This is a genomic window from uncultured Tenacibaculum sp. (assembly GCF_947502995.1).
In the GTDB taxonomy this organism is placed as follows: domain Bacteria; phylum Bacteroidota; class Bacteroidia; order Flavobacteriales; family Flavobacteriaceae; genus Polaribacter.
In genome coordinates this window covers 66,311-87,435 of sequence record NZ_CANNBW010000004.1, presented here as the reverse complement: position 1 = coordinate 87,435, position 21,125 = coordinate 66,311, and the positions used below count along the sequence as shown (strand labels likewise).

Here is a 21,125-nt window from a genome sequence, read left to right as displayed (position 1 = left end):
ATTTCTTAAATCTTATTCATCCAATTTATATTCAATTGGGAACGTATATTTTGTATTTACCTTTTTTCCGTTTTTAACAGCTGCTTTAAATTCAGGTAATTTTTCTACTAATTTCTTTGCTGAAGATTCTAAAATCTTTCCATTAGCTGGACCTTTAGCTGAAACATTTACAACTTCTCCATCTTTATTAATTACAAAACTGATATTAACTTTTCCTTGGATATTATTATCAATAGCTTGTTCTGGATAAGCAAAATGATCTTGAATATGTTGTACTAATCTTTTATTGAAACAGTCTAAATTTGCATCATCACAAGATTTGAACTGTGGAATCTTTTCTACATCTGCAAACTGATAAATTTGATCTTTAACTACAGCCTTTTTAGGTGCTTTTCTTAAGTTTGTTGGCTTTACTCCAGGAATTCTAAAAGTAATTGGCAACCCATATTTTACTATAACTTCTTTACCCGCATGCTTACCAGGTGTAAACTTTGGTAATTTTTTTATAATTCTTTCTGCTTCTTTACCTAATTCTTCTCCTTTATATGGTGAAACTATATTCATTTGTCCTATGCTACCATCTTTTTGAATCGTAAATTGAACTAATACTCTACCTTGTATTCCTCTATCATAAGAATTCTCTGGGTATTTGATATTTTTTTGAATGTGCTTAGAAATAGCTTGTTTGAAACATTTTTCTTGCTTGTATATTGGAGAGCTTTCACACTCTTTAAAAAGAGGAATTTCATCCACATAATTAAAAGGAATAATTTTTAATCCTCCAGCATTATTGAAGCTTATATTATTTATAATATCTGTCTTTTTCTTCATGTTAGCTAACTTGTGTGTATAATCATTTGTCATTACACCTGAAGCTGCATCTCTTTTTCTTACTACTCTTCTTCTCGAAGAAACTTGAACAGATACCTTTTTAGTTTTCTTATCATCTGAGTCTTTAATAGAACATTTAGTAATACTGTTCAAATCAAGAGCTGGCTCATCATTTGGAGTATCACATGTTTTATTAGATTGTGAAAATGCTTGCGAGAAAGCAAAAAAAGCTACTGCGTATAAAAACTTACTATTCATAATACGAGGGATTGAAAATTTACATGCAACTAATTTAGAAAACTTATACTATATCAACATGTTAACATACTATTTTAACACATAAGTTTCGATGAAAGACTAAAAAGTACCGATGAATAGTTTTAGGAATCACAAAACAAAAACCACTTAAAAGTAATTTATTTACAATTTTTTAATAAAAAAATTATTTAATTACTAATTTCTGACCTTTGTAAATAGTATTTGAAGAAAGTTTATTTTTCTTTTTTAGGAATGATACAGTAATATTGTAGAGTTTAGAAATACTATACAAAGTTTCACCTGGTGTCACTGTATGATAATTAGATTCATCAGAGTGATCTGCAATTGGTTCCTTATTTATAGTTTTTGATTTATTCTTTTTAGTTTGATCTTCTTCATACCCAATAACAATTTTATCACCAATTTCAATGGTATCAAAATCAACCAAACTATTCAATCTATATAATTGTGCTAGTGGCATTTTATATTTTCTAGCTATTGTACTTAATGTTTCTCCTTTTTGTACAGTATGAGTAATCGTTGGATCGTATTCTACTACTTTTTTAAGTTTCACAGCTTTTTTTTGCGGAAATTTGGTAGATACATCACCAGTAATTAAATTCATGTAAGCAATTTTACCTTCTAACAAAATTTTATCCCAACCTTCAGGTAATTCTTTTTCTTGCGAAAATGATACTATTGATAAAAAAAGTGAAACTAAAACAACTATTTTATTCATGTAAAAATTAATTTACAGCAATTTAAAAACTATTCTTTAATTCTTAAATAAATCATCTTTAATTTTTGGTAATTCTAACTTATAAATTACTGAAAGAGTTCTAATTAAAATGATAACCGAAGCTGAAAATATAAAACTAAAGTTTTCATTCACTTCAAAATTCTTTAAAACTAAGTATACTAAACCTCCAGCTAAACAGGCAGAAGCATAAATCTCTTTTTTAAATATTAAAGGAACTTCTCTAGTTAAAACATCGCGTATTACTCCACCAAAAACAGCAGAGACCATTCCCATAATTATAGCAACTACAGAAGGTAGATTATAACTTAAACCTTTTTGTAATCCTAATAAAGTAAAAACACTAATCCCTATGGTATCAAATAAAAAGAAAGTTTTTCTGAGCGGTTCTATTTTACTTTTAAATAAAAATGTACAAACCACTGCTATTGCTATAGTTTTAATGTAATTTAAATCACCTATCCAGTTAATTGGATGTGCATTTATAAGAATATCTCTAAGCATTCCTCCTCCTACAGCAGTTACAAAAGCTAAGATGATTACACCAAAAAGATCGAATTCTTTTTTTGAAGCAACTAAAGCTCCACTCAAAGCAAAAGCGAAAGTTCCTAAGATGTCTATGATGTAAATTATATCCATAATACAAACTGAATATTACTTTTTAATGAACTTAATATTTAATCTTTTTTGTATTTGATGTATTGTTTCTATTTCACTAGAAGAAATAAAAGCTTGCGAAATTCCTCTATTTCCAGCTCTTGCAGTTCTTCCACTTCTATGCGTATAATATTCTAGTTTTTCTGGAAGTTTATGATGAATTACAAAATTTAAATTCTGCACATCAATACCTCTTGCAGCAACATCTGTAGCAATTAAATATTGTAATGATTGATTTTTAAAAGCACGCATTACTTTATCTCTTTCTATTTGCTTCATATCTCCTTCTAAAACACCAACAGTAAAACCTTCTTCTAATAATTCTCCTGTTAGCTTTCTTGCGCCAGCTTTTGTTCTAGCAAAGATAATTCCGCGTTCATCTTGTCTACCTTCCAAAAACGAAATCACTGCATCTGTTTTATTTGCAGAAGTTACTAGAGTATAATAATGCGTAATATTTTCATTCACTACAGAAGCAGGATTAATTTCAACTCGTTTTGCGTTGATATTCATGTAATTTTTTACAATCCTTTTTATTTCATCAGGCATTGTAGCAGAGAATAACCACGTATTTCTTTCTCCAGAAGTATATTTTAAAATCCTGTTGATTTCTAACTTAAATCCCATGCTCAGCATTTCATCTGCTTCATCTAAAACTAAAGTCTTTATGTTTTTTAAGTCTATCTCACCTCTTTCAATTAAATCAATAAGTCTACCAGGAGTAGCCACAACAATATGCGTAGTTCTTTGTAAATTTTTGATTTGCCTATCTATTTTCTCACCACCATATACAGCTTCTACAAATATTTTATGATCTACGTACTTCGTAAACTTAAAAAGTTGTTTTTTAATTTGTTGTACTAATTCTCTTGTTGGAGATAAAATTAAGGCTTGAATTGTATCTGAATTAGGTTTTATCTGATGTAAAATTGGTAATCCAAAAGCTGCAGTTTTTCCTGTTCCTGTTTGTGCTAAACCAATAAAATCAGTTCTTTCTTCTAATAAAAAAGGAATTGTTTTTTCTTGAATTTCAGTTGGTTTTTTAATTCCCAACTCGTTTAATCCTTTAATAAAATCTTTTCGAACACCTAAATCTGAAAAAGTTGACATATATATATTTTAGACCGCAAAGATAGTCTTATTCGGATGGAGATAATAAATTAAATATTTCTTCTGTAATTCTGGTTGGTCGTAATGTTTTACTATCCAACAAACACCAAGTTGTTTTCGATTTTGCTAATAGTTTGTTTTCTTTAAAAATTTCAACATGACGAACAGATTTTACACCTTTAGTTTCACCAACCCAAGTTTTTAATGTGATTTCATCATTTAAAATTGCTTGTCCTATATAATCAATTTCATGTTTCACAAGAACCCAAATTAAATGATCCGCATTTATATCCTTCACTAGATGTTGCCAATGTAGTGTTGCAATGTCTTGTACCCATTGTACATAAACTACATTATTAACATGATTTAGATTGTCAATTTCTTCAGAAACTACTACTCTAGTTGTTGTGAAAACTTTACTTAAATTCATAACTACAAACTTACATAAGAAAGCTTATTATTTCGTTAATTTGTAGCCTAATTTCTACTATCATGAATCAAGTTGCCAGTGAACTTTCCACAGAAAAAGTAAGTAAGTTATTATTAAAACAATCTGTACCTGCTGCAATTGGTATTTTAGTCATGTCTATTAACATGATTGTAGACACCATTTTTGTTGGACAATGGATTGGTGTTTTAGCTATTGCTGCTATTACTGTTGTATTACCAATCGGTTTTTTAATTTCTTCTATTGGAATGGCTATTGGTATTGGAGGAAGTTCAGTTATTTCTTTGGCTTTAGGAGCAGATAATGTTGAAAAAGCTAAAAAAGTATTTGGAAATCAAATCAGTTTAACAACACTAACTTCAGTTGTTTTAGTAGCTATATGTTTAATTTTTGAAGAAGCTGTTTTAAAACTATTTGGAGCTAATGGAAATATTTTAGAACCTGCAATTCCTTATTTTAGAATTATAATCATTGGTGTACCATTTTTAGCTTACGCAATGATGGGAAATCCAATTATTAGAGCTTTAGGAAAACCAACTTATGCAATGATCGCTTTAATTTTGCCAGCTATAGCAAATATTATTTTAGATATCGTATTCATAAAAGTATTTGGTTGGGGAATGTTTGGTGCTGGTTTAGCAACCTCTATTGCTTATGCCGTTTGCGGATTATTTATTCTTGGTTTTTTACTTTCTAAAAAAAGTAGTTTACAAATACGTTTCAATCAGTTAAAATTAAATAAAGCTATAGTTTCAGAAATTAGTTCTTTGGGAAGTATAACACTTGTTAGACAAGGTACAATTAGTGTTTTAACAATTATATTGAACTATTCTTTATACAAATATGGAAATGAATCTTCATTAGCTGTTTTTGGGATCATTAATCGCTTAATGATGTTCATATTTTTCCCAGTTTTTGGAATAGTACAAGGTTTTTTACCTATTGCAGGTTATAATTATGGAGCCAATTTATACGATCGTGTAAAAGAAGTTTTAAACACAGCAAACAAGTACGGTACAATTCTGTGCATTTTTATTTTTGCTGCTGTATATTTCTTTAATTATGAAATGACAACTGTGTTTACTAACGATGAGCAATTATTAAAACAAACACCAAATGCTATTTTAACTACTTTATTAGCTACTCCATTTATAGCATTTCAATTAGTAGGAGCATCATATTTTCAAGCAGTGGGAAAAGCAAAACCTGCTTTAATATTAACATTATTGCGTCAATCTATCTTTTTGATTCCGTTTATTTTGATTCTTCCTATTTTTTATGGATTAGACGGAATATGGTTCTCCTTCCCTATTTCAGACTTGCTAGCTACTATTGTTACCTACTTTTTTGTACGTAAAGAAATCGCTTTATTAAAAAATTAACATTTAATTTATTTTTAGTTTCTAAAAAACGATTAATTTTGAAACGTTCATTTCAAATATATGCCAAAGACAGAAACATTTGATAAAGATTTAGTCATTCAGCAGGTTACAGAAGTATTTCATTCAAAAAGTTATACTTTAACTTCTATGCAAGATCTTGTTGATGCAACGGGTTTGAACAGATCTAGTATTTACAACTCTTTTGGTAGTAAACTAGATTTATATATGATGTGTTTAAAAGATTACCAATCTAAATCAAGAAATCATATTCACGAAATCATTTCATCAAATGACTGTCATATTAATACTTTAGAACGTATTTTCTATTCAAATGCAGAATGTAAAAACGGATGTTTAATTACTAACTGCGTTTCTGAAATGGCCAATCAGAAAGATAGTATTAATACTTTTCTAAAGAATAACGATAATGGCATGATAGATCTTTTTAAAGATATTGTAGAAAAAGGTCAAAAGACAGGATCAATTAACAACAAGAAAAATGCATATGAATATGCTATTTATCTATTAACTGCTTTAAAAGGATTTAATCTTTCAACTATTTTAATGGACAACAAAAAAGATACTCAAAGTATTGTAAAAACAATTCTTTCTGTATTAGAATAAAATTTTTTTTTTAACCTTATTTGAAACGATTGTTTCAAATAAAAATTAATTATCATGAGTAAATTAAAAGACAAAGTAGCCGTAATAACAGGCGCTAATAGTGGAATAGGATTAGCAACAGCAAAATTATTTTTAGAAGAAGGAGCAAAAGTTGTTTTATCTGGAAGAAGAGAAACTGCTTTGGTAGAAGCTATAAAGGATTTAAATGGTGAATTTATTACCGTAGTTGCAGATGTTTCCAAAGAATCTGATAACAAAAAATTAATTGAAGAAACTGTAAATGCCTACGGAAAAATTGATGTGTTATTTTTAAATGCTGGTGTTGCGCCAGTTGCTCCAACAAATGAGATAACAGATGAGCATTACACCGAAGTTTTCGATATTAATGTAAAGGGACCAATTTTAGCTACAAAAGAAGCAATTCCACATATTAACGATGGTGGATCTATCTTATTTACAAACTCAATTGTACACCAAAAAGGATTTGATGGTTTCGGTGTTTATTCTGCAAGTAAAGGAGCTTTAAGAGCTTATTCTAGAGTATTAACTTCTGAATTAAAAGATAGAGGAATTCGTGTAAATTCAATTGCTCCTGGACCAATTGAAACTCCTATTTATGGCAAAATGAATTTACCTGGAGAAGTAGTTGAAGAAATGGGGAAAAGCTTTGCTCAAACTGTACCACTAGGTAGATTTGGAAAATCTGAAGAAATTGCTAGCACAGCTTTATTTTTAGCTTCTGATGATGCTTCTTTTATTAACGGAGTTGAATTAGAAGTTGATGGTGGTTTAAGCCAAATTTAATTATATGTTTTTAATCAATACTTTAAGTGTTTACTACATTTAAAGTATTGATTTTTTTAAATAAGCTACACCGATGCAAGTATAAGAGGTATCTAATCGAAAATTTAACAACTTTCGATACAAGCACCTAGAAATCATACCCTTGAATATCACTCTGCGATTAAAGATAATTCTGTAATATCGATTTCAATTCTTTAAAGTTTACTTTTTCTTTTCTATCTAACATATCATATTTATCGGGAAATTCTTTATTTGATTTCTCTATTTCAATATAATAATTACCTTTTTCTCTTTCGAAAGTCGATACATAAATTAATATTTCTTCATTTAAATCTGAAAACCCAATTGCACATAAATCTCCTTCCCAAAAATCTTTCAAAAAATATTTACTTTCACCAATTTCTTTATTTATTTCAGTTATTAATTCAATTATACTTTCATCCTTTTTCATCCTTTTCTTAATTTTAAGTTGTTTTGTAGCAATATGTTTTTATGTGAGACAGATTATTCCAATCAAGATCGTGGTTACTAAAAAGAAAGATCAACCTGTTTTTGCTTTTTCGGTTTTATCCATGACTCCGTAGATTGATTGCAATGCAGAAAAGTCAGACTTTGAATATGTCTTTTCGAAAAAATCAAATTCTTTTTACTTAAAGTATTGATTCTCCGTTTAAGTTTGTGGTTAACACAGAACTCATTAAATCAAAAAATGGACGTAATGCTTTGTATGAGACATCAATTTCATTTATAAAGTTAGAAGAAAGTACTTCTTTGTCAGTAAAATTTCGAATTGCTATGTATCCTTTTTTACGAATTAAATCAATATCTGGATGCGTTTTGTCAAATCCTTTAGGAGCAGTTTTTAATTCATCTCCTTCAAATTTATCTCCAAAATACTTTTGAAATTCAGTATCAGCTAAAATATCTCTAAATTCTGAAGCATCTATTTCTATTTCTTTTCGAATTCTAAATAAATCTTCTTTATTAGGTTCCCAAAAGCCTCCTGCTAAAAAGCTTTCTCCGGGTTTTAATCGCAAATAATATCCACCTCTTAAATGTGCACCATTTCTTGAGAAAGATCCTGCAAAATGTGTTTTATAAGGTGTTTTATCTTTTGAAAAACGCACATCTCTATAAATTCTAAAAAACTTATGCTTTTCAATTTCATCATGAACCTCAAGTTTTTCTTGAATCGCTTTGTAAAATTGTTTTACATCTTTTTGAATGGTATCGAATTCAGGTTTATTATCAGCAAACCATTCTCTCGTGTTATTTTCAGCAAGTTTATTTAAAAATTGAAAAGTATCTGTGCTAAGTTTCATTAAGATTTATTTTAGAATAAAGATACTACATTTTAGCAAGCTACTTTACTTCTTATTTCTGGAAATTAACAACACTCCAATGATTACGACTAATGTTCCTAATAATTGTAATAATGAAAGATATTCATCTAAAAAAATTACTGCTAAAATTATAGTAGAAACTGGTCCTAATGATGCTAAAATGGCAAAATTTGAAGAAGATATTAATTTAATAGACCAAGAAACTAAAAAGGAAGGTATTACTGTTGCAAAAATGGCAATTAAAAAACCTAATACATATACTTCTGAGGAATAACTAAAAATAGATGTTTCTGAAATGATAGCGTAATGAATAAATACACAAATACAAGATACCAACATAACGTAAGATGTAAATCGAACCACTCCTATTTTAGGAATTAACCAACCTGTTCCAACCAAATATGATGCGTAAGTAATTGCCGATAATGATACAAAGAAACCTCCTAAAACTACATTAGATCCTGAAACAGAAACTTCGGCACCAAAAGCGATTGCTATTCCTATGTAAGTAACTAATGTCGCTACAAGTTGTTGTTTGCTAATTTTTTCTTTTAAAAACAGGAAATTAAATAAGAGAACAATTGTGGGATATACAAATAAAATAACCCTTTCTAAACTTGCTTTAATGTAAGTTAAACCAATAAAATCGAAAAGACTTGCCAAGTAATATCCTACAAAACCAAAAAATAAAATCCAAATAAAGTTCTTTGTAGAAATTTTACTATTTGTATTCTTTTTTGAAGAAGATATTAAAATAAAAACATAAAATGGAAAAGAGAAAATCATTCTTAAAAATAAAGCAGTGATCATCGGAACATCGTGTTTGTATAATAACTTTACCAAAACTGCTTTTGAAGAAAACAAAACGATCCCTAAAATTCCGATAATAAAACCTAATAATTGCTTATTTCTAATTTTCATGAAGTAAAAATACAGCTTGTTTTAGTCTTTATTCTTTAACAAAAACTACAATTACAACTGTCAAAACAATAAAAAACACATAACAGAATGATTATCAAAAGGTAAACTCCAAAAAATAATTATCAGTTTTATCATAAAAAAACCCACTCAAAGATTGAGTGGGAAAATTGCTATGAAAAAGAATCTCCAAACGTCTTTGGAGATATTTTAATACATTTTAGTCAAGAACTTCTACATTAACTGCGTTCATTCCTTTTTTTCCTCGTTCAGTTTCGAATTGTACTTTATCACCATCTCTAATTTCATCTATCAAACCAGAATTATGAACAAAAATATCTTGTCCTGAATTATCTGTTATGAATCCAAATCCTTTTGTAGTGTTAAAAAACTTTACTGTACCTTCTTGCATTTTACTTAATTTATATTTTAATATTCTTTTTTATTCAAATTAGAACACGTAAATGAATAGTATTAACTTACATTTAAGTCTAAAAAAAACACTTGAAAAAATAAAGTAATTGGAATAAAGAAGGAAAGAGAAAACTCAAAAAAACTTATTGTACTACCCTAATTTGAAAAGGCGTTCTATTTTGAACACTGCAAATGTAGTTCTTTATTTTTTAATAAAACAAAATAATATTAATTATCTTTTAATAATACTTGTTGTTTATATTCTGCTTTTTTCACTTCTTCTCTTCTTCTAACAGATTCCTTTACGTATTCTCTTCTACCTCTAAGTTCACGTAAAAGCTTTGTGTCTTTAAATTTTTTTCTATATCGTTTTAATGCTCTATCGATATTCTCACCGTCCTTTACTTTTATTATTAACATATTTGTTATTATTATTTATTAATTATTTTTATCCTAAATAGGCTATTAAAGATTTTGATTTAGATACATGTCTTAATCGTCTTAAAGCCTTTTCTTTTATCTGTCGAACTCTTTCTCTTGTTAAATCATAAATTTCTCCTATTTCTTCTAATGTCATTGAGTTTTCTTCTCCCAAGCCATAAAATAATCTTATCACATCTGATTCTCTTGGAGATAATGTTTTTAAGACTCTTTCAATCTCAATACGCAAAGATTGAGTATTTAACTCTTTTTCTGCATTAGACAATTCTCCTGAACTATATACATCGTATAGATTAGAATTTTCACCATCTATCAAAGGAGCATCCATAGATAAATGTCTACTAGAATTCTTCATGGATTCCTTAACATTAGTAACAGACATATCTAGAAACTTAGCTATTTCATTGACTGAAGGAGCTCTTTCATTGTCTTGTTCTAAACGTACAACAGCTTTATTAATTTTATTAATGTCTCCTATTCTATTTAGAGGTAATCTTACAATTCTAGATTGTTCTGCTAAAGCTTGTAATATAGACTGTCTAATCCACCAAACTGCATATGATATAAATTTAAATCCCCTTGTTTCATCAAAACGTTGAGCCGCTTTTACTAAACCTATATTTCCTTCATTTATTAAATCTATCAACTTTAACCCATGATTTTGGTATTGTTTTGCTACAGAAACTACAAAACGTAAATTTGCACCTACTAAAATTTCTAATGCTTTTTGATCTCCTTCACGTATTTTTTTACTTAATTCGACTTCCTCATTAGCTGTTATCAAACTTATCTTACCAATATCATGTAAATATTTATCAAGAGACTTTGATTCTCTGTTGGTAACTTGTTTAATAATTTTGAGTTGTCTCATACGCTTAACTTCTTAAATTAAATGTCATTAGTTTAGTAAACTCATCAAATTTGAATTAGCGTAATAAAAAACTTAAATATTAATACAAGTTTTTCATTTTCAACTAAAAAAACCTTATTCAGGTAGTATAATTGAGTTTCATATAAATAGAAAAGAATTAAAGCGCAATAGGGATAAGTTGTCTGATTGTCTTAGTGAAAGAAAGTTAAACTAAAGAATCCGTTTGTAATTTAATTTACAATTTAAATATATTTCTCAAAGGTAGCCCTTTGTTAGAGATAAAAAAAGGATTATTCAACTTTAAAATTTATGTGTGTTAATTTTTCTTTGTTCGAGTTGTAGTTTTAGATTTAATCCTAACAAATATTAATTGATGTTTATTTTTCTGATTCTCTCTACGTTCAATATCGTATTTACCTATTGATTTAATTAGAGGTGTTAATTTTTCAAATCCATAATTTCTAGAATCAAAATTAGGTCTCTTTTTTTGAATTAAACTACCAACATCACCAAGAAAAGCCCAGCCATCATCATCAGATAAATCATTGATAGTTGAAGATATTAAACCTATTTCTTTTTTTGTGATTTTATCAACCGTTGGTGCTTTAGATTCTACTTTCTCTTCTGTTTGTTTTTTTAGTATTTCTATGTAAATAAACCTATCACAAGCAACTATAAAAGGATTTGGTGTCTTCTTCTCTCCTATTCCAATCACTGTCATTCCAGCTTCACGTAATCTTGTAGCTAATCGTGTAAAATCACTATCACTAGAAACCAAACAAAAACCATCTACTTTACCACTATACAAAATATCCATAGCATCGATAATCATTGCAGAATCTGTAGCATTCTTACCTCGAGTATATCCATATTGCTGAATTGGTATTATCGCATTTTCTAAAAGTAAATTTTTCCATTTCGTTAGCCCAGGCTTTGTCCAATCTCCATAAATTCTTTTAATTGTAGGATTACCATATTTAGCTATTTCTTCCATCATTTCTTCAACATAGCTTGAAGATATATTGTCTCCATCTATAAGTACTGCTAAATTATTATTCATGTGATAGTAATTTCAATTAATTATTTAAAACTAAGAATATAAATTTTATTGCCTGTAAAAATGTATAGAAAAGTTTATTTAATATCTTTTTTAAAAGTCATAATGATTAAAAGTATTGAATTAAGCTTTTAAAAAAGCGTAGTTTTGTATACAAACGGTCTATTTTCGTCTCAAAGTAAATTAGATTTGCTAAAAAAATGATATGAAATTTAACTTTATCGATTTAATATTATTATTGGGAGTAAGTCAAGGGATTTTCTTAGGTTTTACAATCTTATTTGTTTGCAAAAACAATAGAAAAGCGAATAAAATACTTTCTCTATTATTATTTTCGGCTACTTTAATGCTAATAGGTCGAATTTTCCTGTTCAAATATTATACACCTTTATTATATCGGTTGGCTATGATATTTGAAACCGTAATTTTTATTTTCGGTCCATTACTATATGCTTACACTAACAAATTACTTACAAATCATAAAAAAAATCTTGCTTTTTATCATTACGTTCCAGCTATTATACATTTGATTTATAGTTTAGGATTACTTTTTATTAATTACACAGACTTAATAGCAATGATTAGAGCAGGTCGATTTGACTTTATTTATTTTACTACTGAATTTTTAGCGCTACTTTCTAATATATTTTATTTTTCATTAACATATCTGATGATTAAAAAATATAAAATGAAAGAAAAGAATGAGCTTTCATATACACAAAATGTATATCAGTATTTATCATTTATAATTTTTGGAATTAGTGCATCTATTCTTTTCTGGATTATTAGTTTTTCTAACTACTTTTTAAAATTTGAAATTTTAAATTATATAAGCTATAGTTCAATTTGGATAAGCCTAACTGTTTTTATTTATATCGTAGGGTTTTATAGTTTAAAGCAACCAGAAATTTTTAGAGTTCAACTTCAGAATAAAAAATATACAGTTAAAAAAGAGCGAGTAAATGATCAAGAAATAGAAAGATTAACAAATGAATTGGATAATCTGATGATTAATAATAAAATTTACCTAAATCATAAACTCACATTATCACAATTGGCTAAAGAACTTAAAACTTCTACTAATAATTTATCTTGGTTATTGAATAATGTACATAAATCTAACTTTTACGATTATATAAACACCTATCGCATTGAAGATTTTATTCAAAAAATTAGGAAAGGAGAACATTTAAATCATACTCTATTAGCTTTATCATTAGACTCTGGTTTTAACTCTAAATCTACATTCAATAAAGCATTTAAAACTATAATGCAACAAACACCAACAGAATACATAAAAAATTTAAGTATTTCTGTATAAACTCGTACGTATAAACTTAGTTTTTAAGTGCGACTGTATAATTTCAGTCGATTAAGAAGCTTTATCCATCTAGTTTTGATTCAAACATAAATCTAAACATGATGATAAAATTCCAAAAGAATTACTTCAATTTTTCAATTAAAATTATACCAATAATTATTATAACTTTTGCTTTTTCTCAATGTATAAAAGATACTGAAGAGAGAGAGCCTTTAGTTGAAACCATTATCCCAAACTTCTCAGGAAATGATGCTATAGCTATTGATAATAACGGAAATATTATTGTTTCTGAATATGGTAGGTTTTTGAATACTGGTGGAACAGGAACTAAATTATTTAAAATTACAAATACTGGAATAGTTACTGATAGTATTACAAATTTATCTGGTCCTCTTGGCAATGGAATTGATTCCAAAGGAAATATTTACATAAACGATGCTAATAATACTGCTAACGGACAACTTTTAAAAATATCTCCAAATGGTAATCACAACATATTAGCTACAATTTCTGGTTGGCCATCTGGTTTAACTTTAGATAAAGGCGATAACATCTACACAACAAACTTTATCGAGCCTAATATTCATAAAATTACTCCTAAAGGAAATGTTTCAATTTTTGCTTCAGATCCTAGATTAACAGGATGCGTAGGAATTGATTTTGATAGTAAAGGAAATTTAATTGTTGCCAATTTTGCTACCGCAGAAATCTTATCTATTACAGAAGAAGGAATTGTTTCTTCAATTACTACAATTCCAAACATTGTTATTAGCGGATTTGGCATAGGTTATATTACCGTTTTAAATGATACAGTTTTTGCGACTGGAGTTGCTGTAAATAAAATTTTCTCAGTTTCTCTTAAAACTGGTGCTATAACTGAATTAATAGGAACAGGTAATGCTGTAACTAAAGATGGAAACTTTACAGAAGCTTCATTTAATGGACCTAATGGAATAACTGTAGACGTAAAGAATAGAATTCTTTATGTTTCTGAATTTGGTCAACAAGGAGGTTTAAGAAAAATATACTTGCCGAACGATATTTAAAAACACTTTCGCGAAACGGACATACACCTTGAATGTCGATAAATGATCAAGGAATACATTTATTTTTAAATCAATATTATTATGAAAAATTCAATTTTAAACTTAGGTAGTGTAATGAGTATAAGTGAACAAAGAAAAGTACTAGGCGGAGTACCTAGAGAAGAATATTGTAAAACATTAGAAGACCTTATCTTCGGTGGCGGTTTTCAAGGAGATAGAAAATGGGCTAGAAAAGTATTAAATCAAAACTGTAGCTAAATAAAAGAAATCGCCTAAAGGCTCCTTTTTTAGGCGATTTTTTAAAATAAAGTCTTCATAATTTTTAGATCAAAAAAATCAAGTTTTTTATTATATCTCATCCTTTAATATCTTTAATTTTAATAAGTAAACATTTAAAAATATTTAAAATGAAATCTAATTTCACACAGTTTAAAACTTTTAAAATAGAAAAAGAAAAAACTTTAGGTATCACTGGAGGAAAATCAAATACTTCTAATAGTCATTGGAGAGAAGATATTTCTAATGTAGCGACTTTTAGTTCTGGTCCCGGATCTGTTAATGGTCATTGGGATAATGATTAATAGTGAGCTTAGTTATTTGAAATAAGGGAATAAAAGATTATGAAAGTCTTTAAATGATAGAAAATTAAACTCAAATATTAAAATTCAATATTATGAAAAAATCAATCTTAAACTTAGGAAAAAAATTAAATATAATTCACCTAAAATCAATTACTGGAGGAAATAATTTACCAGCTCCAACAGAACATAACTATTGTTGTACTGGTAGTAAAGCTGAATGGCTTCGTGTTTACCCACACTTAAGTCGTTATACTTGTCATGGTTATCAATGTAGTGATAATGGTTTTAGCGATTTAGACGTATATTAAATAAAACTTTTATCATCTTTAAAATAAAAATGCTGTGTTTCTACACAGCATTTTTTATATTATTTAGAAAGATTTTTTACACGTTAAATCTGAAGTGCATTACATCACCATCAGCAACAACATACTCCTTACCTTCTACTCTAACTTTACCAGCTTCTTTCACTTTAGCTTCACTTCCATATTCTTCATAATCGCTATAGCTAATAGTTTCTGCACGGATAAATCCTTTTTCAAAATCTGTGTGAATTACACCAGCTGCTTGTGGTGCAGTAGCACCTACAGGAATTGTCCAAGCTCTAACTTCTTTTTCTCCAGCTGTGAAATATGTTTGTAAGTCTAATAATTTGTATGCAGAACGAATTAAACGAGAAACACCTGGCTCTTCTAATCCGATATCCGTTAAAAACATTTGACGCTCTTCATAATCTTCTAATTCAGCAATATCTGCTTCGGTAGCAACTGCTAAAACAATAATTTCTGCTTCTTCATCTTTTACTTCTTCTCTCACCTTATCTACATATGCATTTCCATCTTTAGCAGAAGATTCATCTACATTACATACATATAAAACAGGTTTTGCAGTAATAAACTGCATAGTTTTTACTAACTCTTCTTCTTTTTCTGTGAACTCTATTGTACGAACAGATTTTCCAGCTAATAAAACTTCTTGAATTTTTTCTAATAAAGCTAGTTCTGTTTGTGCTTCTTTATTTCCTGTTTTCGCAGCTCTTTTAACTTTTTCTAATCTCTTTTCAACTGCTTCTAAATCTTTAAGTTGTAATTCGATATCGATAGTTTCTTTATCACGGATTGGATCTACAGAACCATCTACGTGTACAATATTATCGTTATCAAAACATCTTAATACGTGTAAGATCGCGTCCGTTTCTCTAATATTTGCTAAGAACTGATTTCCTAAACCTTCTCCTTTACTTGCTCCTCTTACTAATCCAGCAATATCAACGATTTCTACAGTAGCAGGAATAACTTTTTCAGGATTTACTAATTCTTCTAACTTTTCTAATCTATAATCAGGTACATTTACAACTCCTAAATTTGGTTCTATTGTACAGAATGGAAAGTTTGCACTTTGCGCTTTAGCGTTTGATAAACAATTAAATAAAGTTGATTTTCCAACATTAGGTAATCCTACAATTCCAGCTTTCATTTAGTATAAATTGATATTTTTTTGCGTTTGCAAATATAGCACAATACTTTACTTTTTAAGACCTTTATACTTAAAAACCTAGATGGTTTCTTTTTTAAATTAAAGCATTTTTTTAATTTAGACGCTTAACCTGTTATTTAATGAACGAATTATCTGATGAAATTTTGTGGAAATCTTTAAAAGAAGGAGATCTTAAATCGTTCTCTGTACTTTTTAAAAAGTTCTACCCTTCATTACATAGTTATGGTTTAAAAATTTCTAGAGATGAAGCTTTAACAGAAGATGCCTTACAGGACTTTTTTGTGTACATATATGAGCACAAAGAAAACTTAAGTGATCTTCAATCTATCGCTCCATACTTATTTTCCTCCTTCAGAAGATTTATTATTAAGAAAATTAGCAAAACAAAAAAGTATACAATTATTAGAAACATCGATACTAATATTGTAGACATAAGTTTCACTCCCGAAGAATTTATAACCAAACAAGAATCCCTAACATTTAGGAATAAAAATTTAGCAAAATTGATTAATCAACTCCCTAAAAGGCAAAAAGAAGTTATTTATTTAAAGTTCAACTGTAACTTTAAACCTACTGAAATTGCTGAGACTATGGGAATAAATTATCAAAGTGTTATTAATACTTTACACAAGGCCATAAAAAATCTTAGAGAAGAAGAAAGCATTGTTAAATTATTAAATTCATAAATTTGCATACTTAAAAGAGTATATTTAATAATTTATATGCTTTTAATAGTAAAATACGCAGTGTACTTTACACTATTAATTTAATGAGAGATAAGAAATACCATACAATTCAAGATTTATTAGAGGACAAATCCTTTAATAGTTGGGCTTTAGACACTACTGATACTAAAGACTCTTTTTGGGATGTATGGGTAAAAGAAAATTCTACACATATGAGTTTGGCTGCAGAAGCTAAAGATATCATTGTAGGAATTAATTTTAAACAGGAAACAGTTTCTAAAGAAAAAATAGATACTGAATGGGAAAAATTAGAAGCTAAACTTCAGAATAAGAAAAATTCAACAAAAAATAAGAGAACTTTTAAGTTGAATTATTTTTCTGCTGCTGCTTCACTTCTATTATTTATTTCTTTAAGCGTATTTGTATATACTAATTTTTCTACTGTTACACATAAAACAGCTTACGGAGAAATGTTAGATGTTTCTTTAAAAGATGGATCTATAGTTACATTAAACTCAAATTCATCTATAAGTTACAAAAAGAATGATCCAAGAAATATAAAGCTATCTGGGGAAGCTTATTTTAAAGTTGAAAAAGACCTAGCTAAACAAGCTAAGTTTAAAGTTACTACAAAAGACTTAATTGTTGAAGTTTATGGTACACAATTCAATGTAAAAACTTCAGAAGATAAAACTAATGTGTTTTTAGAAGAAGGAAGCGTTTTACTAAACTTGAATAATGGAAAAGCTCAAAAAATGATTCCTGGAAATTATATCGAGTATTCTTCCTTAGCCCAGAAAATTGTTGTTAATGAAAACAATAATACAATAGATGACCATATTTCATGGAAGAATGGAAATCTTATTTTCGATAATGCAACTCTAGAAGAAGCTTTGGCTAAAGTATCTGAAAACTATGGCATTGAATTTAAATACAATAAAACCGAAACAAAAGATATTTTAATCACCGGTAAAGTGCCTACAACAGATCTTGAAATTTGCTTGAATGCGATAAAAAAGTCTACAAACATTAAAATTCAAAAAGAAAATAGTATACTAGTAGTTTATAAAAATTAATCAAACTATTTTTAATGCTATACAGAAACACTTATCGCCAATTTTCTCATGTATTGGTGTTTCTTTTCATTAATATATTACACCTCTTTAGTCAAGAACCTAACTATATTCCTTTAGCAGATGCTTTAGAAAATATTAGTGACAAGCATGACGTATATTTCACTTACAATCCTTTGATTATTAAAACGGATAAAGTTGATGTTACTCCTTTTCAAAATCTTTCCTTAAAACAATCTATTGCTTTATTAAAAAAAGTTACTTCATATAAAATTGAGTATTTAGGAAATAAATATTACGTGATTTTTAAACCAGATAAAAATTATGCTTATAAAGATTCTACAACTAGATTTAAAGATGATTCAGAGAAAAATATCGATAGCATAAAACGAATCAGTTTAAAAAAAAGAACAATTGTTAGAGGAATTGTTTTAGATGAATATTACAATCCCATACACAAAGCTAATGTAATCGAAAGCAACACTAAAAACGGAACTATCACAAGACGTGATGGGAGTTTTGAATTAAAACTCTTAAAAAATAATCCTTTAAATATTTCCCATATAGGTTTTGTTAATGAAATGATTTTTCCGAATCAAAATTATATTCAAGTTGTTTTAAAATCTGGTGTGCAATTGGATGAAGTTTTTATTGTTGGATCAAGAAATTCGAAACGACAAAAAATAGATTCTCCTGTTTCTACAGAAGTTATAGATGTAAAATCTATAATTAAGAAAAGTGAACTTTTAGAAGTGAATCAGCTTATTCAAACTGAAATTCCCTCTTTTAATGCAACCAAACAATCAGGTTCAGACGGAGCAGATCACATAATTCCAGCTACATACAGAGGATTAGGTCCAGATCAAACTCTAGTTCTTATCAACGGAAAAAGAAGACATCAAACTTCATTAATTAATTTATATGGAACACGAGGTCGAGGAAATTCTGGAACTGATTTAAATACAATTCCTACTTCTGCTATTAAAAGAATAGAAGTTTTAAAAGATGGAGCTTCTGCTCAGTACGGTTCAGATGCAATTGCAGGAGTTATTAATATTGTATTAAATGATAATCCTAATGAAACCAATATTAACTCCACTTTCGGTTTTTATAATGCAAATAATAATAAAAATACAACTAAAAAAGGTGTTGATGGTTTAACTTTTAAAACTGAAGTAAATTATGGAGCGCCAATTAAAAAGAATGGTTTTGTAAACTTATCTGCAGAATTTTTAACCAAAGGACATACATTTAGACAAGGAACTGTTATTAGAGAAAATTATGGTGATGCAGCAGTAACAAGTAGTAGTATTTTTTTTAATGCTGAAATTCCTGTATCCAATTCAATAAAGGCGTATACAAATGGTGGTTACAATTTTAAAAACACAGACGCATATGCTTTTACTAGACCTTTTGATAGCGAAAGGAATGTTCAAGCTATTTTTCCAGATGGATTTAATCCTTTAATTACTACTAATATTTCTGATAAATCTTTTACTCTTGGATTTAAGGGAAAAATAAATGGATGGAATGTAGATTTTAGCAATAGCTATGGAAACAATTATTTTCATTATTTTATCAAAGAAACGCTAAATGCAACGTTATTAGAAAGCTCTCCGAATGAATTTGATGCTGGTGGACATAGTTTAAATCAAAATACAACAAATATCGATTTAACTAGGCAGTTTTCTGGTGTTTTAGAAGGTTTACATATCGCCTTAGGTTTGGAGAATAAAATTGAAAACTATAAAATTTTTGCTGGTGAACCTTTTTCATATGAATCTTATGATCTCAATGGAAATATAATCACTAACAATACACCAACAAACTTAATTCCTACATTTAATGGAATTATACGACCTGGTGGTTCTCAAGGATTTCCAGGTTATGCTCCAATTAACGAAGTTGATAGAACTAGAACTAGTTTTAGTTTTTATGTAGATGGCGAAATTGATATTACCAAAAAATGGATATTAGCTACAGCAATTCGTTATGAAAATTATAGTGATTTCGGTAATTCTTTTAATACTAAAATTGCTTCTAACCTCAAAATAACTCCTAAATCAAATCTTAGATTTTCCTTCAGTACAGGATTTAGAGCTCCATCTTTAGCTCAAATTTATTACAATTTAAAATTCACTAATTATATTGATAATGTTCCTACAGAATCATTTTTAATAGCCAATAATAATCCCATCACTCGACAATTTGGAATACAAAAATTAAAAGAAGAAAAAGCTCAAAATTATAGTTTAGGATATCATCATAGGTTTTCAAATAATTTGAGTTTTTCAGTAGATGCATATCATATTTTTATTAAAGATCGAATTATTTTAAGTGGAAATTTTGATGCTTCTTTATTAAACACAGATGCAGAAAACGTTCAATTTTTTGCGAATGGAGTTAGTACAAATACTTTTGGAATCGACTTTAAATTAAATTGGTTAAAAAAGTGGGGGAATTCAAGGTTAAGCTTCAACTTAAGTGGTAATGTGAATGATATGAAAATTACCCGAATTAATTATGAGAACTTAAATCCTGAAACATTCTTCGGTATTAGAGAACAGTTTTTTTTAAAAGCTTCTGCTCCTGATTACAAAATCATTTTAAATTCAATTTTTACAACAGGGAAGTTTTCAATTAGTAATACATTAACTCAATTTAGTAGCTTACAACTCATCGATTGGCAAATTAATAATCCTATTAGTGAATATAATAACTCTTCAGAAGAGCGATTTAAAGCTGCCATAGATAATTATGACGCAAAACTTACCTTAGATTCACATTTATCTTACAATTTCAATAAAAATTTTTCTTTCCAAATTGGGGCGAATAACTTATTCAACACCTATCCTACTGTACAAGGCGAAAATACTGATAGTGGAGGTTTATGGGACGCTGTTCAAATGGGAACGAACGGAGCCTTTTATTACAGTAAAATTTTAGCTAAGTTTTAAATTTTTCTTAAAATTTAGAGTATAAAAAAACATAGAATTACTTAAGCAT

General features: G+C 28.2%; 24 protein-coding genes. 11 read left to right on the top strand and 13 right to left on the bottom strand.

Features of this window, described 5'->3' with window-relative positions; genetic code table 11:
• Nucleotides 1–12: 12 nt before the first annotated feature.
• From Q1A46_RS04275 to Q1A46_RS04255, 5 genes are all read right to left on the bottom strand, one after another.
• Complete coding sequence (locus Q1A46_RS04275; RefSeq protein WP_299674401.1) at nucleotides 13–1,089, bottom strand: energy transducer TonB; 1,077 nt, start codon at nucleotides 1,087–1,089, stop codon at nucleotides 13–15.
• 184 nt (nucleotides 1,090–1,273) lie between these two features.
• The gene (locus Q1A46_RS04270) at nucleotides 1,274–1,828 is read right to left on the bottom strand and encodes a LysM peptidoglycan-binding domain-containing protein (protein ID WP_299674397.1); all 555 of its coding nucleotides are present in this window, start codon (nucleotides 1,826–1,828) and stop codon (nucleotides 1,274–1,276) included.
• Nucleotides 1,829–1,864: 36 nt separating this feature from the next.
• Entirely contained in the window at nucleotides 1,865–2,485 is a 621-nt protein-coding gene (locus Q1A46_RS04265) for a trimeric intracellular cation channel family protein (protein WP_299674394.1), read from the bottom strand.
• 15 nt (nucleotides 2,486–2,500) lie between these two features.
• Complete coding sequence (locus Q1A46_RS04260) at nucleotides 2,501–3,613, bottom strand: DEAD/DEAH box helicase (RefSeq protein WP_299674391.1); 1,113 nt, start codon at nucleotides 3,611–3,613, stop codon at nucleotides 2,501–2,503.
• 28 nt (nucleotides 3,614–3,641) lie between these two features.
• Nucleotides 3,642–4,043 carry a thioesterase family protein gene (locus Q1A46_RS04255; protein ID WP_299674388.1) on the bottom strand — a complete coding sequence of 134 codons (402 nt, stop codon included), beginning with the start codon at nucleotides 4,041–4,043 and terminating at the stop codon, nucleotides 3,642–3,644.
• A gap of 62 nt (nucleotides 4,044–4,105) precedes the next feature.
• Here Q1A46_RS04255 and Q1A46_RS04250 point away from each other — a divergent pair, with 62 nt between their 5' ends.
• The 3 genes from Q1A46_RS04250 to Q1A46_RS04240 are packed head-to-tail and all read left to right on the top strand — an operon-like array spanning nucleotide 4,106 to nucleotide 6,871.
• The gene (locus Q1A46_RS04250; protein WP_299674385.1) at nucleotides 4,106–5,443 is read left to right on the top strand and encodes an MATE family efflux transporter; all 1,338 of its coding nucleotides are present in this window, start codon (nucleotides 4,106–4,108) and stop codon (nucleotides 5,441–5,443) included.
• Between the two features lie 60 nt (nucleotides 5,444–5,503).
• Nucleotides 5,504–6,067, top strand: a complete 564-nt coding sequence (locus tag Q1A46_RS04245) for a TetR/AcrR family transcriptional regulator (RefSeq protein ID WP_299674382.1) — start codon at nucleotides 5,504–5,506, stop codon at nucleotides 6,065–6,067.
• Nucleotides 6,068–6,121: 54 nt separating this feature from the next.
• Nucleotides 6,122–6,871 carry an SDR family NAD(P)-dependent oxidoreductase gene (locus Q1A46_RS04240; RefSeq protein WP_299674379.1) on the top strand — a complete coding sequence of 250 codons (750 nt, stop codon included), beginning with the start codon at nucleotides 6,122–6,124 and terminating at the stop codon, nucleotides 6,869–6,871.
• Between the two features lie 160 nt (nucleotides 6,872–7,031).
• Here Q1A46_RS04240 and Q1A46_RS04235 read toward each other — a convergent pair whose 3' ends face one another.
• The 7 genes from Q1A46_RS04235 to Q1A46_RS04205 all read right to left on the bottom strand — a co-directional run bounded on the left by Q1A46_RS04235 (nucleotide 7,032) and on the right by Q1A46_RS04205 (nucleotide 11,918).
• A complete protein-coding gene (locus Q1A46_RS04235) occupies nucleotides 7,032–7,322 on the bottom strand; it encodes a hypothetical protein (protein WP_299674376.1) in 291 nt (96 codons plus the stop codon).
• A 199-nt stretch (nucleotides 7,323–7,521) separates the two neighbouring features.
• Nucleotides 7,522–8,193: a DUF2461 domain-containing protein gene (locus tag Q1A46_RS04230; RefSeq protein WP_299674373.1), complete on the bottom strand. Its 672-nt coding sequence runs from the start codon at nucleotides 8,191–8,193 to the stop codon at nucleotides 7,522–7,524.
• 45 nt (nucleotides 8,194–8,238) lie between these two features.
• Nucleotides 8,239–9,135, bottom strand: coding sequence for a DMT family transporter (locus tag Q1A46_RS04225; protein WP_299674370.1), 897 nt, complete (start codon nucleotides 9,133–9,135; stop codon nucleotides 8,239–8,241).
• A 217-nt stretch (nucleotides 9,136–9,352) separates the two neighbouring features.
• Nucleotides 9,353–9,544, bottom strand: a complete 192-nt coding sequence (locus Q1A46_RS04220) for a cold-shock protein (RefSeq protein WP_095072037.1) — start codon at nucleotides 9,542–9,544, stop codon at nucleotides 9,353–9,355.
• A gap of 230 nt (nucleotides 9,545–9,774) precedes the next feature.
• Complete coding sequence (gene rpsU, locus Q1A46_RS04215) at nucleotides 9,775–9,966, bottom strand: 30S ribosomal protein S21 (protein ID WP_299674364.1); 192 nt, start codon at nucleotides 9,964–9,966, stop codon at nucleotides 9,775–9,777.
• A gap of 28 nt (nucleotides 9,967–9,994) precedes the next feature.
• Nucleotides 9,995–10,858 carry an RNA polymerase sigma factor RpoD/SigA gene (locus Q1A46_RS04210; RefSeq protein WP_299674362.1) on the bottom strand — a complete coding sequence of 288 codons (864 nt, stop codon included), beginning with the start codon at nucleotides 10,856–10,858 and terminating at the stop codon, nucleotides 9,995–9,997.
• Nucleotides 10,859–11,174: 316 nt separating this feature from the next.
• A complete protein-coding gene (locus Q1A46_RS04205) occupies nucleotides 11,175–11,918 on the bottom strand; it encodes an NYN domain-containing protein (RefSeq protein ID WP_299674359.1) in 744 nt (247 codons plus the stop codon).
• 202 nt (nucleotides 11,919–12,120) lie between these two features.
• Between Q1A46_RS04205 and Q1A46_RS04200 the strand changes: the two genes are divergently transcribed.
• The 5 genes from Q1A46_RS04200 (at nucleotide 12,121) to Q1A46_RS04180 (ending at nucleotide 15,171) form a co-directional block, all read left to right on the top strand.
• Nucleotides 12,121–13,236, top strand: coding sequence for an AraC family transcriptional regulator (locus Q1A46_RS04200; protein ID WP_299674357.1), 1,116 nt, complete (start codon nucleotides 12,121–12,123; stop codon nucleotides 13,234–13,236).
• A 101-nt stretch (nucleotides 13,237–13,337) separates the two neighbouring features.
• The gene (locus Q1A46_RS04195) at nucleotides 13,338–14,282 is read left to right on the top strand and encodes a hypothetical protein (protein ID WP_299674355.1); all 945 of its coding nucleotides are present in this window, start codon (nucleotides 13,338–13,340) and stop codon (nucleotides 14,280–14,282) included.
• Nucleotides 14,283–14,363: 81 nt separating this feature from the next.
• A complete protein-coding gene (locus Q1A46_RS04190; RefSeq protein WP_299674353.1) occupies nucleotides 14,364–14,540 on the top strand; it encodes a hypothetical protein in 177 nt (58 codons plus the stop codon).
• A gap of 149 nt (nucleotides 14,541–14,689) precedes the next feature.
• Nucleotides 14,690–14,863 (top strand): hypothetical protein, encoded by a 174-nt coding sequence (locus tag Q1A46_RS04185; RefSeq protein WP_299674351.1) that lies wholly within the window; start codon nucleotides 14,690–14,692, stop codon nucleotides 14,861–14,863.
• Between the two features lie 92 nt (nucleotides 14,864–14,955).
• Nucleotides 14,956–15,171 carry a hypothetical protein gene (locus tag Q1A46_RS04180; protein ID WP_299674349.1) on the top strand — a complete coding sequence of 72 codons (216 nt, stop codon included), beginning with the start codon at nucleotides 14,956–14,958 and terminating at the stop codon, nucleotides 15,169–15,171.
• 76 nt (nucleotides 15,172–15,247) lie between these two features.
• On the opposite strand, the gene ychF is transcribed toward Q1A46_RS04180, so the two are convergent.
• Nucleotides 15,248–16,339 carry a redox-regulated ATPase YchF gene (gene ychF, locus Q1A46_RS04175; RefSeq protein ID WP_299674347.1) on the bottom strand — a complete coding sequence of 364 codons (1,092 nt, stop codon included), beginning with the start codon at nucleotides 16,337–16,339 and terminating at the stop codon, nucleotides 15,248–15,250.
• 140 nt (nucleotides 16,340–16,479) lie between these two features.
• Here ychF and Q1A46_RS04170 point away from each other — a divergent pair, with 140 nt between their 5' ends.
• The 3 genes from Q1A46_RS04170 (at nucleotide 16,480) to Q1A46_RS04160 (ending at nucleotide 21,076) form a co-directional block, all read left to right on the top strand.
• Nucleotides 16,480–17,046 (top strand): RNA polymerase sigma factor, encoded by a 567-nt coding sequence (locus Q1A46_RS04170; RefSeq protein ID WP_299674345.1) that lies wholly within the window; start codon nucleotides 16,480–16,482, stop codon nucleotides 17,044–17,046.
• A gap of 83 nt (nucleotides 17,047–17,129) precedes the next feature.
• Nucleotides 17,130–18,122, top strand: a complete 993-nt coding sequence (locus Q1A46_RS04165) for a FecR family protein (RefSeq protein WP_299674342.1) — start codon at nucleotides 17,130–17,132, stop codon at nucleotides 18,120–18,122.
• 14 nt (nucleotides 18,123–18,136) lie between these two features.
• Nucleotides 18,137–21,076 carry a TonB-dependent receptor domain-containing protein gene (locus tag Q1A46_RS04160; RefSeq protein WP_299674339.1) on the top strand — a complete coding sequence of 980 codons (2,940 nt, stop codon included), beginning with the start codon at nucleotides 18,137–18,139 and terminating at the stop codon, nucleotides 21,074–21,076.
• Nucleotides 21,077–21,125: the final 49 nt, after the last annotated feature.